General features: G+C 37.1%; 9 protein-coding genes. 8 read left to right on the top strand and 1 reads right to left on the bottom strand.

Annotated elements, in window-relative coordinates:
• The first annotated feature begins 6 nt into the window (after positions 1-6).
• The 8 genes from OZP11_RS09285 (at position 7) to nagB (ending at position 12,511) form a co-directional block, all read left to right on the top strand.
• Entirely contained in the window at positions 7-1,182 is a 1,176-nt protein-coding gene (locus OZP11_RS09285; RefSeq protein WP_281234938.1) for a cellulase family glycosylhydrolase, read from the top strand.
• Between the two features lie 126 nt (positions 1,183-1,308).
• On the top strand, positions 1,309-2,343 hold the full coding sequence (locus OZP11_RS09280; RefSeq protein WP_281234937.1) for a glycoside hydrolase family 43 protein: 1,035 nt from the start codon (positions 1,309-1,311) through the stop codon (positions 2,341-2,343).
• A gap of 380 nt (positions 2,344-2,723) precedes the next feature.
• Complete coding sequence (locus OZP11_RS09275; RefSeq protein ID WP_281234936.1) at positions 2,724-4,535, top strand: glycoside hydrolase family 2 protein; 1,812 nt, start codon at positions 2,724-2,726, stop codon at positions 4,533-4,535.
• Positions 4,536-4,738: 203 nt separating this feature from the next.
• Positions 4,739-5,761, top strand: a complete 1,023-nt coding sequence (locus OZP11_RS09270) for a glycoside hydrolase family 43 protein (RefSeq protein WP_281234935.1) — start codon at positions 4,739-4,741, stop codon at positions 5,759-5,761.
• 57 nt (positions 5,762-5,818) lie between these two features.
• A complete protein-coding gene (locus OZP11_RS09265) occupies positions 5,819-6,997 on the top strand; it encodes an aldose epimerase family protein (RefSeq protein ID WP_281234934.1) in 1,179 nt (392 codons plus the stop codon).
• Positions 6,998-7,140: 143 nt separating this feature from the next.
• Positions 7,141-8,118, top strand: coding sequence for a glycoside hydrolase family 43 protein (locus OZP11_RS09260; RefSeq protein WP_281234933.1), 978 nt, complete (start codon positions 7,141-7,143; stop codon positions 8,116-8,118).
• A gap of 237 nt (positions 8,119-8,355) precedes the next feature.
• A complete protein-coding gene (locus OZP11_RS09255) occupies positions 8,356-10,455 on the top strand; it encodes an alpha-L-fucosidase (protein ID WP_281234932.1) in 2,100 nt (699 codons plus the stop codon).
• Positions 10,456-10,597: 142 nt separating this feature from the next.
• The gene (gene nagB, locus OZP11_RS09250) at positions 10,598-12,511 is read left to right on the top strand and encodes a glucosamine-6-phosphate deaminase (RefSeq protein WP_281234931.1); all 1,914 of its coding nucleotides are present in this window, start codon (positions 10,598-10,600) and stop codon (positions 12,509-12,511) included.
• Positions 12,512-12,748: 237 nt separating this feature from the next.
• Here nagB and OZP11_RS09245 read toward each other — a convergent pair whose 3' ends face one another.
• The gene (locus tag OZP11_RS09245; protein WP_281234930.1) at positions 12,749-13,462 is read right to left on the bottom strand and encodes a LytR/AlgR family response regulator transcription factor; all 714 of its coding nucleotides are present in this window, start codon (positions 13,460-13,462) and stop codon (positions 12,749-12,751) included.
• Positions 13,463-13,497 lie beyond the last annotated feature (35 nt).

Below are 13,497 nucleotides of genomic sequence, written 5' to 3'. Positions count from 1 at the left end.
AATAAAATGAAGAAAGTAAAATTGTGTCTGACATTTATGTTAGCAGGACTCGTATTGCTTAGCTGCAACAACAAAAAAAGCAATCCCGAAGAAAAGAAAAGCGAAACCGCCTCTGTAGAAAAAAGAGAAATCTGGACAAAAGAACAAGCCAATACATGGTACGCAGAACAGCCTTGGTTAGTAGGGGCAAATTATTCTCCCAGCACAGCTGTAAATCAGTTAGAGATGTGGCAGGAGGATACTTTTGATCCCAAAAGAATTGATCAGGAATTGGGCTGGGCAGAAGATTTAGGTATGAATGTTATGCGCGTTTATTTGCATGATTTATTGCACCAACAAGATGCAGAAGGGCTTTACAAAAGAATGGATACTTTTTTAGGAATCGCTGATAAACATCATATCAAAACCCTTTTTGTTTTGTTTGATTCCTGCTGGGACCCGTTTCCTGCTTTAGGAAAACAACGTGCTCCAAAACCACATACACACAATTCAGGCTGGATGCAGAGTCCGGGACAAAAAGCATTACAGGACAAAACACAATACCCTCGTTTAGAGAAATATGTAAAAGAAACAGTAGCCAAATTCAAAGACGACAACCGTATTTTAGGATGGGACGTTTGGAACGAACCAGATAACATGACCGGGCCATCTTACGAAAAAGTAGAAATTAAAAACAAAGTCGATTTAATACTGCCGCTTTTAAAAGATGTTTTTGGCTGGGCTAGAGAAAGTAATCCATCGCAGCCGTTGACTTCCGGAGTTTGGGTTGGAGACTGGAGCGACGAAGCTAAAATGAAACCAATGCACAAAATGCAGATCGAGCAGTCTGATATTGTTTCTTTCCATAATTATGACAAACCGCAGGATTTTGAAAGAGTCGTAAAACAATTACAGCGTTACGGAAAACCATTAATCTGTACAGAATATATGGCAAGACCGAACGGAAGTACTTTCGAAGGATTTTTACCATTAGCAAGAAAATACAATGTGGGTATGATAAACTGGGGATTTGTTGACGGAAAAACACAAACCAAATATGCTTGGGACAGCTGGACAAAAACCTACACAGCAGAACCAAAACTATGGTTTCATGATGTATTGCACACAGACGGAACACCATACATAAAAGCCGAAACTGATTTAATCAAAAAAATGACAGCTGAGGCGAATAAAAAGAATTAGAAAATTAGATAATGTGTCAATTAGATAATTTTTAAAAATGCTTTAATTGACTAATTATTTAATTGTCACATTTTTTCATTATTTAATTATCAAATTGACTAATTGGCACATTTAAAAAAAGAGCTTATGAAAACAGTAAAGAACTTATTTTTTCTGGCAGCATTTTTAGTTGGATTTTATGCGAAAGCACAACAGCCGGATCCGCCGGGACAGGTAAAAGGAAACGAAAAACCAAAAAACGAAGCCTATCTTTTTGCGCACATGACGCACAACGATTACGGCAGATTGTATTATTCTGTGAGTTTAGATGGTTTGCATTGGGAAAACCTCAACAGCGGCAAACGCGTTTTCGAAGAATATAAAGGACATCCCGATATCTGCAAAGGCCCTGACGGAAAATATTACATCGCGGGGAATACCGGAGACGATGCAAAAAGCATCAATATCTGGGTTTCCGATGATTTAATTACCTGGAAAAAACATTCCGATTATACGCCCGATTTAAAAAGCACGCCTGATTATTCAAATGCTTTACAGCGAATTGGTGCGCCAAAATTATATTATGATGAGCCTTCTCAAAAGTTCATCATGACCTGGCATACGCCGCATCTTGAAGGAACAAAAGAAGATGGGGAACGTTATTGGGCAAGTCAGCGTACATTGTATGTTTTGTCTAAAGATTTAAAAACATTCGAAGGAACGCCAAAACGTTTATTCGATTGGAATATGGGAACCATCGATGTTTTTATTCGAAAAGTCGGCGATTCCTACTACGCCGTGATTAAAGACGAAACGTACCCAACTTTGTATTGGACAACCGGAAAAACCATCCGGATTGCCAAATCAAAATCCCTTTTAGGACCTTATTCTTTGCCCCAGCAATCTATCAGTCCAAACTTTAGAGAAGCCCCAATGCTGATCCCTTCTCCAGATGATAAAATATGGTACATGTATTACGAACAATATCCGGGAGTTTCCTACGGATTATCCATCGCAGATAACCTAAACGGACCTTGGTATCAAGCCTCAGGCTACACTTTTTTCTCCGATTGGGACAAATACAGTCTTCCGGAAAAAGTACGCCACGGCTGCATGATTACAATCTCTAAAAAAGAATACGACAGTCTGGTTAAGAAATTTGGCATCACAAAAAAGTTATAAGTTATAAATTATGAGTTATGAGTTGAGGTCGTAAGTTTTTTGAGTTAATAAAACAAGATTATTTAATCGGAAATAAAATAATTAATAACCCAACTCATAACTTCTAACTCAAAACTCATAACTAAAAAATATGGTTAGTTAGTTTAAGTGTTTGAAATTACCAGACTTGTGTGGCAATAAGTCTGGTAATTCAATTTTGATTTAGAAGAAACATTATCGCAAATATTTTCACCATATAAGTCATTTAAGTTCATATTAAATCTTGCCTTAAATAAAAGTAAAAACTCATATGCTCTTGGCATTTTTTTAAGCGAGTTAAACTAAAATGAACTTATATGACTTACATGGTTTAAAAACTTACAAGTATAAAAATGTAAAGCATGAAAAGAAATAGTATCCTTTTTTTAGCCCTGTTTTCATTGTTTGCTGCAAATGCACAATGGAAACCGCAGGGTGATAAAATCAAAACAAAATGGGCAGAGCAGGTCGATGTGAAGAAACCATTACCAGAATATCCCCGTCCGATTATGGAGCGAAGCCAATGGAAAAATCTGAATGGCTTATGGAATTATGCTATTCAGGAAGCTGGAAAAGCAGCAACTTCAAAATATGACGGGCAGATTCTGGTTCCGTTTGCAGCAGAATCCAGTTTGTCTGGTGTTATGAAAGAAGTAGGTTCTAAAAACGAGCTTTGGTACGAAACCAATTTTTCAATTGAATCCGGCTGGAACGGTAAAAATATCCTTTTGCATTTTGGAGCCGTAGACTGGAAAACAGAAGTTTTTATCAACGATATAAAAGTGGGTTCGCATACTGGCGGTTACACCCCGTTTTCATTTGATATTACACCTTTTATCAAAAAAGGGAACAGCCAAAAACTGGTTGTAAAAGTTTGGGATCCTTCAAACGACGGACCTCAGCCAAGAGGTAAACAAGTTAAAAATCCGGAAGGAATCTGGTACACGCCAGTTACGGGAATCTGGCAGACGGTCTGGATTGAACCTGTTAATGCTAAAAGCATAACTTCATTACACACCACTCCAAATATCGACCAAAATACCATCAGTATAAAAGCAGATGTGCCTGGAGCAGAAAAAGGAGATTTAGTAGAAATTTCGGTTTTTGATAACGGAAAAGAAATTGCAAAAGAAAAAGCAGTTGTTGGCGAAAGCAACGATATTGTTATCAATGCTCCAAAATTATGGAGCCCGGAAAATCCCTTTTTGTATCAGACAAAAGTTCGATTAATCAGCAAAAATAAAATAGTTGATGAGGTAAAAAGTTATTTCGCCATGCGTAAAATTTCATCTAAAAGAGATGAAAACGGCATTATGAGAATGCAGTTAAATAACAAAGATTATTTCCAGTTCGGACCTTTAGATCAAGGATGGTGGCCTGATGGATTGTACACGGCACCAACCGATGAAGCTTTAAAATATGATATCATTAAAACCAAAGAATTAGGTTTTAATATGATTCGTAAACACGTAAAAGTTGAGCCGGAACGCTGGTACACGCATTGCGACCAGTTAGGAATTTTGGTTTGGCAGGATATGCCAAGCGGAGACGAGCAGCCAATCTGGCAGAATAAAAAATACTTCGACGGAACAGAATTGCAGCGTTCGCCAAAATCAGAAGAAATCTATAGAAAAGAATGGAGAGAAATTATGGATCATTTGTATTCGTATCCAAGTATTGTGGTTTGGGTTCCGTTTAACGAAGCCTGGGGACAATTTAAAACGGTTGAAATTACAGAATGGACAAAAAACCACGACCCAAGCCGATTAACAAATTCATCAAGCGGCGGAAATCATTTCCAAACCGGAGATATTCTGGATTTACACAATTATCCGGGCCCGGAAATGTTTCTTTATGATGCCAGAAGAGTTACCGTTTTAGGTGAATACGGCGGAATTGGTCTTCCGTTAGAAAGTCATTTATGGAGAGCAAATGATAACTGGGGTTACATCAAATTTAAAAATTCTGATGAGGTAACTGCAGAATATACCAAATACGCTCAAATTCTTAAAAACTACGTTAAAACCGGATTTTCGGCAGCAGTTTACACACAAACAACCGATGTTGAAGGCGAAGTAAACGGTTTTATGACCTACGACAGAAAAGTTGATAAAATGGATTTCAAAGCTGTAAATAAGATTAATACTGAGGTTATTAATACACTAAATAAATAATTTTTAAACACATAGAAATATAGGTTTTTAATCTTGTACAATAGTCGCTAATATTTGTCGATTTCCGAGTGTGATTTCTCCTTACGTCGAAATGACAAAATTGAGAGTATTTTCTATGTTTATTTAAAAAAGTGAAACGCCTTTTTTATAGACAAACAAAATCTATGTCTCTATGTGTTAAAAAAAAAATCAAGCAAAATAAAATGAAAAAATACCTAATCCTTTTGCTGCTCACAACAATAGGTTTTGCCCAGCAAAAAACCTTCACAAATCCAATACTGCCGTCAGGAGCAGATCCTTACAGCACCTATTACAAAGGGTATTACTATTACACGAATACACTGGGTAATAAACTGACTTTATGGAAAACAAAAGACTTATCTGATATTAAAAATGCAGAAAGCAAAGTCATTTGGACACCGCCAAAAGGAACTGATTATTCGGCAGAAATCTGGGCGCCGGAATTTCATATCATCAACGGAAAATGGTATTGTTATTTCGCTGCAGATAACGGCGATAACAACAATCACAGAATGTATGTTTTAGAAAATAAATCATCAGATCCGTTTAAAGGTAATTTTGAATTTAAAGGAAAAATAGCTGCTAAAACCGATAAATGGGCAATTGACGGAAATGTATTCGAACACAAAAAACAATTGTACATGATTTGGGCCGGCTGGGAAGGCGATACTAACGGACAGCAGAATATCTACATCGCCAAAATGAAAAATCCGCTGGAAATTGAAGGAGATCGTGTTCTAATTTCTTCGCCTACAAACGATTGGGAAACGCACGGTGCCTTGCACGACGATGTAAATCCGCCACAGGTAAATGTGAACGAAGGACCTCAGTTTTTAGAAAGAAACGGGAAAGTATTCATCGTGTTTTCGGCAAGCGGATGCTGGACAGATTTTTATTCTTTAGGATTATTGACATTTAACGGAAGCGATAATTTACTAGATGCTTCGGCGTGGAAAAAATCACCTGAACCCATTTTTAAACAATCCGATAAAAATAAAGTATACGCTCCGGGACACAATTCCTTTTTTAAATCTCCAGACGAAAAAGAAGACTGGATTTTATACCACGCTAATTCAAATCCTGGGGAAGGATGCGGTAATAAAAGATCACCAAGAATGCAGAAAATAGAATGGGATGCCAACGGGTTTCCGGTTTTAGGTGAACCGGTTAGCGAAGGAACTAAATTGGCAATTCCGTCGAAATAAAATAGAAAAAGAGTTAATCAGAGGATGATTGCTTCGTTTCTCGCAATGACATAAAAAATGAAAAATATTCAAATCGCTGCGGTTGTAATGCTGGCTCTTTTTCAGTTTAATTGTAAAGACGCCAAAAAGGAAAATACCGTTTCAAAAGAAAGCACTGAAAAGGTTTCAGATTCTGTAAAAACAGTTTTAGAAACTAAAAATTTCGATACCCTAATCGATGGTAAAAAAGTCAATTTATACTGGATTGAAAACAAAGGCATAAAAGCCGCTTTCACCAATTACGGAGGAAGATTAATCGGACTTTGGGTTGCGGATAAAAATGGAAAACAAACCGATGTTGTTGTGGGAATGAACAGCACAAAAGGTTTTAAAACTTCAACAGAACCTTATTTTGGAGCTACAATTGGAAGAGTTGGAAACCGAATTGGAAAAGGAAAATTTACTTTAGAAGGAAAACAATATCAGGTGCCGCTGAATAATGGAAAAAATGCTTTGCACGGTGGCATAAAAGGCTTTCAGGATGTGGTTTGGAATGCCGAAAAAACCGATGAGAAAACATTAGTATTTACGTATGTTTCACCAGACGGTGAACAAGGTTTTCCGGGGAATTTATCGGTAAAAGTAACCTATACGCTTACTGATGATAATTCGGTTAAAATGGAATACGAAGCGACAACCGATAAAACTACGATTGTCAATTTAACCAATCACGCCTTTTTTAATTTAAACGGAGAAGGAAGCGGTACGATCTTAAACCACGAATTACAAATTTATGCCAATGAATTTACTCCGGTTGATGAAGGCTTGATTCCGAGCGGTGAATTAAAACCGGTAAAAAACACCGTATTTGATTTTACTTCAAAACATACTATTGGTGAAAGAATCGAAACCAAAGATGAGCAATTAACATTCGGAAAAGGTTACGATCACAATTACGCTCTAAACGGAACCAAGAAAAACGGACTAAATCATGCCGCAACGATTTCAGGAGATAAATCAGGAATCACTTTGGATATTTATACTCAAGAACCGGGATTGCAATTTTACAGCGGTAATTTCATGCAGTCTAAAAACACTTTTAAAAGTGGTGCAAAAGACGATTTCAGAACAGCCTTTGCTTTAGAAACGCAGCATTTTCCGGATGCGATAAATCAGCCAAAATTCGCTCCGATTGTTTTAAAACCAGGAGAGAAATACCATACGGTTTCGTATTATCAGTTTTCTGTGAAAAAGTAATAGTTTAACGAGTTTAACCACAAAGCACGCAATCCCGATAGCTATCGGGAACGCAAAGGACGCTAAAGAATTAATCCTTGGGCTCTTTGCGAAACCATTGCGCTCTTTGCGGTTAAAAAACACACCATCAAAATCAATAAAAAATGAAAAAAACACTATCCTTAATAACATTACTTTGTGTTTTCGCTGCCTGTTCTCAGGAAAAAAGCACAGACAAACCAAAAGAAGCAAAAGCCAGTACAATTTTGTTAGCAGATCCAACAATCTTCTACAACAACGGATTGTATTATTTATACGGAACGACAAGCGGCGATTTCCCAAACGGCGAAGGATTTCAGGTATATACCTCATCAGATTTAAAAGACTGGAAGGGACCTGTGGGAGCACAAAGCGGGCTGGCTTTAAAAAAAGGAGATGCTTTTGGAGACAAAGGTTTCTGGGCGCCGCAGATTCTTCAGTATCAAAATAAATTTTACATGATTTATACGGCGAATGAAAACATTGCTTTCGCAACGAGTAATAGTCCGTTAGGACCATTTAAAAACGAATCAAAAGAACCGATTATCAAAACCGGAAACCAGATCGATCCTTTTATATTTATTGATGAAGACGGAAAAAAATACCTGTATTATGTTCGTTTAACAAACGGAAACCGAATTTTTGCAGTAGAAATAAACGACGATTTTCAAAGCATAAAATCGGAAACTTTAACCGAATGTATTTCGGGAACTCAGCCTTGGGAAAACACACAAAACGTAAGCTGGCCGGTTACAGAAGGACCAACGGTTATAAAACACAATGGTTTGTATTACATGATTTATTCGGCTAATGATTTCAGGAATATTGATTATGCTGTTGGTTATGCTACAAGTAAAAGTCCGCTTGGACCTTGGGAAAAAGCGACAGACAGCCCAATCATCAGCAGAAAAAATACCAATCAAAACGGAATAGGACACGGCGATGTTTTCTGGGATAAAAATAATAAAATGCATTATGTACTGCATACTCATTACAGCACAAGCGGTGTTTCTCCAAGAAAAGCCGGAATGATTTCAATAGAATTCAAAAATGGAAAAATTGTGGCAGATCCGGCCAGTTTTCAGTTTCTGAATGTGAAATAGTTTTTTTTGTTTCAAGTTTCAGGTTTCAAGTTGCCACCCAGAACCTGAAACCTGAAACCTGAAACTTTAAACTTTAAACCTGAAACATGAAACCTGAAACCTGAAACCTGAAACTTTCCTCATCTTACAATCAACAATTAAAACCCGTTGTTGGTCGAAATAATGACAATTAAAATAGTAATTTACCTTAATATTGTGTTGTTCCTATTTTAATAATATGTTATTAATCACCGTGCGATGAAAAATATTTTTCTTTATTTGTGTTTGTTCTGCATCATATTTTCTATGAATAGTCAAAAGATTGTAAAAGCTCCGGAGCCTTTTGGACCGCTTCCTACGCAGAAACAGCTTGACTGGCAGGAAATGGAATTTTATGCTTTTGTGCATTTTTCATTAAACACTTTCACCAATAAAGAATGGGGTTATGGCGATGAATCTCCGGCCTTATTTAACCCGACGAATTTAGATGTTCGTCAGTGGGCGCGCATTGTAAAAGCGGCCGGAATGAAAGGAATAATTCTCGTTGCCAAACACCACGACGGATTCTGTTTATGGCCATCGGCGTATACAGAGCGTTCTGTGAAAAATTCACCTTGGAAAAACGGTAAAGGCGACGTGGTAAAAGAACTGGCAGAAGCCTGTAAAGAATATGATTTAAAATTGGGTTTATACCTTTCTCCATGGGACAGAAACCATGCTGAATACGGAAGACCGGAATATATAACGTATTTCAGAAACCAGTTGAAAGAACTGCTTTCAAATTACGGAGATGTTTTCGAAATGTGGTTTGACGGCGCGAATGGCGGAGACGGTTATTATGGCGGAGCAAACGAAACCAGAAAAATCAATACACTTGAATATTACAATTGGGATGAAACTTATAAACTAATTTACCAAACCGCACCTAAAACGTTGGTTTGGGGAGTCGGCCCATCAGAAGCAAGATGGATTGGAAACGAAGAAGGACGCGCCGGAAAAACAAACTGGTCGCTTTTACGCCAAAAAGATGAATTAGCCGGAAAAGTGCATTATACCGAATTTATGTCGGGGCATGAAGATGGCGAAAAATGGGTTCCGGGCGAAGCCGATGTTTCAATACGACCGGGATGGTTTTATCATGCTGCAGAAGACGATAAAGTACGTCCGCTGGATGAAATGGTCGATATTTATTATGAATCAATTGGACGAAATGCCACTTTATTACTGAACCTTCCGGTTGACAGAAGAGGTCTGGTTCATGAAAATGATGAAGCCCGATTAAAAGAACTGGTTTCAACCATAAAAGCCGATTTTAAAACCGAGTTATTAGCCGGAACTAAAATTTCTGCCGATAATGTTAGAGGAAACAGCTTAGAATTTGCTGCAAAAAATGTAACCGACGGAAATAAAAAAACGTACTGGGCAACAGATGATAATGTCAAAACAGCTTCTATTACTTTTGAATTTGATAAACCAACCGCTGTAGATCGAATTTTGTTACAAGAAAATATTGCTCTTGGACAAAGAGTAAAAGCGTTTAATGTTGAGGTTAAAGTGGATGGAAAATGGAAAACCGCTGCAACAGAAACGACAATTGGTTACAAAAGAATCCTAAGAATCGAAAGAGTTGAAGCATCAGCCATCAGAATCAATATTACAGATTCGAAAGCGAGTATTGTAATCTCGAATATCCAGGCTTACAATGCGCCCACTTTTGTGCGTATGCCGGAAATCAGCCGTGATAAAAACGGCGATGTAACTATTAAATCAGAAGAAGGAAACCCTGTTTATTATACTGTCGACGGAACCAATCCAACAGAAAAAAGCACTTTATATAAAGGAGTTTTTAGATACAATAAAGCCGTTCAGATAAAAGCAATTGCTTTTAACGATTCAGAAAAAATAAGAAGCGCTGTAAAAACGGCAAAATATGGTGCTTCAAAAGAAAACTGGAAAATCATTAAAGTGTCAAGCGGTGATATAAAATCAGCGGATCGAATCATCGACGGAAATCCAAATACGGAATGGGCTTTTGGTAATGATCAAAATAAATTACCACAGGAAATCATAATTGATATGGGGGCTTTTTTAACTATAAACGGATTTACGTATTTACCGCAGCAAGTTGGTCATAATTTGAACTTAATTTCCAATTATGAGTTTTACACCAGCCCTGATAATGTGAAATGGAAACTGGAGTCAAAAGGCGAATTTTCGAATATAAAACACAACCCGATCGAGCAGGTTAAAACCTTTAAAAAAGTTAAGGCAAGATATATTCGTTTCAGAGCGACGTCAGCAGTGGCAAAGGAATCGACGGTTTCTATCGCAGAAATTAATGTAATCGAAACGCCATAAACAGACTTTAAAATCTGGAATGATTTTGCTTAAAGTTTCAAATCTTGTCTTATAGCGAAGCTTACAGGTTATTAGTCGAATTTTTGATTATTTACATTATCTAATATTTAATTTTATACTAAATAATTAGAACAACAGGCAAATGATTAAAGAAAGTATAAATTTTAAAGAAGCAGGAAAGTTCGAGGAAACGCGTTTTGAAAAGATACATAATGTAATTTTCGATTCATCTAAAGAAGCTTCGGTTTTAGTCGCTCAGGAAATCGCCAACATCATTCAGCGAAAAGAAGAATTGAACGAGCCTTGCGTTTTAGGTCTGGCAACCGGATCTTCTCCTATAAAAGTATACGAAGAATTAGTCCGCCTTCATAAAGAAGAAGGATTGAGCTTTGCAAATGTTGTTACGTTTAACTTAGATGAGTATTATCCAATGGATAAAAACGATATTCAGAGTTACTGGTACTTCATGCACGAGCATCTTTTTAATCATGTTGACATTCTGCCTCAAAATATTAATATTCCTGACGGAAACGTAAGCAGTGAAGATCTTCAGCAATATTGTATCGATTATGAAATGAAAATCAAAGCATACGGCGGATTGGATTTTCAGCTTCTTGGAATTGGAAGAACAGGACACATCGGTTTCAACGAACCGGGATCTCACGTTAATTCAGGGACCAGAAGTATTACGTTAGATCATTTAACGCGTGTTGATGCGGCATCATCTTTCTTAGGAATTGATAATGTGCCTAGAAAAGCCATTACAATGGGAATTGGTACTGTAAAAAATGCCAAAAGAATTGTACTTCTTGGATGGGGAATCAGCAAAGCGTCTATTATAAAGAAAACAATCGAAGGTGAAATTTCATCGAGAGTTCCGGCTACGTATTTACAACAGCACAGCAACACAACGTTTGTTTTAGATACAGAAGCTTCATCAGAATTAACGAGAGTAAAAACACCTTGGTTAGTAAAATCAGTAATCTGGACAGAAGAGTTAAAATTGAAAGCAGTGGTTTGGTTAAGCGAGTTAACGAAAAAACCTTTCCTGAAATTAACGGATAAAGATTACAACGATAACGGAATGTCAAGCGTTTTGTCTGAAGAAGGAACCGCATACGACTTGAATATTAAAATGTTCAACAAAATGCAGCAAACCATTACAGGATGGCCGGGCGGAAAACCAAATGCTGATGATACCTACAGACCGGAACGTGCAACTCCGGAGAAAAAGAGAATCATCATCTTTAGTCCGCACCCTGATGATGACGTTATCTCAATGGGAGGAACTTTTGACAGATTAGTAGAGCAGGGGCATGATGTGCATATCGCGTATCAGACTTCGGGAAATATTGCAGTTTCGAATGAAGAAACTTTAAAATTTGCTGAAATTACAAAAGCCTTAAATCCTGAATCAGCAGAAGCGGATACTATTATCAACTTCTTAAAAAATAAAAAAAGCAACGATATCGATTTGCTGGAAGTGAGAAAACTGAAAGGTTTGATCAGAAGAAGCGAATCTTTAGGAGCAACACGATATTTAAGCGTGCCGGATTCGAATGTAAATTTTCTTGACCTGCCGTTTTACGAAACAGGAACCGTTAAGAAAAATAATCTTGGCGAAGCTGATATCCAGATTATGTGCGACATTATCGAAAGAATCAAACCGCACCAGATTTATGCAGCCGGAGATTTAGCAGATCCGCACGGAACACACAAAGTTTGTCTGGACAGTTTGTTTGAAGCTTTAAAAAGATTAAAACACAAATCATTTATGGATGACTGCTGGGTTTGGTTGTACAGAGGGGCTTGGCACGAATGGGAACCTTACCAAATTGAAATGGCAGTTCCTATGAGTCCGGATCAGGTTCTTAAAAAACGTCATGCAATTTTCTTTCACCAGTCACAAAAAGACGGTGTAATGTTCCAGGGCGATGACAGTAGAGAATTCTGGATTAGAGCAGAAGACAGAAACAGATTAACTGCAGAAAAATATCACGCTTTAGGTCTTGCTGACTATTCGGCAATCGAAGCTTTCAAGAGATATTTCTTTTAAGAAAATCTTTAAAATATAATAAACTATTTCATGTGGTTTATTTGGTTAGTTACCAAGTTTTGAAATGCAGCCGTGGTTGGCTGCATTTTTTTGTGCTTTATTTTTTGGCGGTTAAGAATTTTAACCGCAAGGTTCGCAAAGTTTTTTTGCTTGGTCTTTTAAAAAAAAGTTCGCAAAGCTTTGTGAATAAAACTTTGCGAACCTTGCGTAAATCTTAGCGCTCTTAGCGGTTAAATACTATATAGAAGAATTCAAAATTCGTTGTTTCACATGATCGATATACGATCTGCCTATCACATAACGCAAACCTTCAATCTCGATACTGTTTCCTTCAACAGCATCGATTTTGTCAATCGCGATTGTGTACGATCTGTGGATTCTTAAAAAGTTTTTTTCCGGCAGTAAATCTGTAAAGTCAGACAAAGTGCTGTGTATTATGTATTTACCGGTTGTGGTGTTGATTTTTAAATAATCTTTTAAGCTTTCGATCACCAAAATTTCGTTGAAGAAAATCTTCTTCATTCTCTTTTTGTCAATCTTTACAAAGATAAAAGGATTGTCGGCGCTGTTTTCCTGAGGCGAACTGCCTTTGTTTTCAAGCCTTTTACTTATTTTATTCAACGTTTTCATTAACCTTGGAAACTCAATTGGTTTTACCAGATAATCCAAAACGTCCAATTCATAAGTCTCAAGAGCAAACTGGCTGTAAGCACTTGTAATAACTAGTAAAGGCGGATTTTCAAGGCTTTTTATAAAATTGATTCCGTCCAGAACCGGCATGTTAATATCCAGGAAAATAACATCGACTGTATTGTTTTTTAGGAAATTCAGTCCCTCGATAGGATTGCTGAAAGTGTCTATTACCTCAAAATTCTCAAGCGGTTCTAAGTAACTTTTTATAACGTTGATTGCCAATGGCTCATCATCTATAATCAAACATTTTATTTTCATTTCTTTAATCTTAGTTATTTTTGAGCGAAATAAAT

The sequence above is a fragment of the Flavobacterium gelatinilyticum genome (assembly GCF_027111295.1).
GTDB lineage: Bacteria > Bacteroidota > Bacteroidia > Flavobacteriales > Flavobacteriaceae > Flavobacterium > Flavobacterium gelatinilyticum.
The sequence above is the reverse complement of the archived record's forward strand: the minus strand, read 5'-3'. Positions and strand labels throughout refer to the sequence as shown.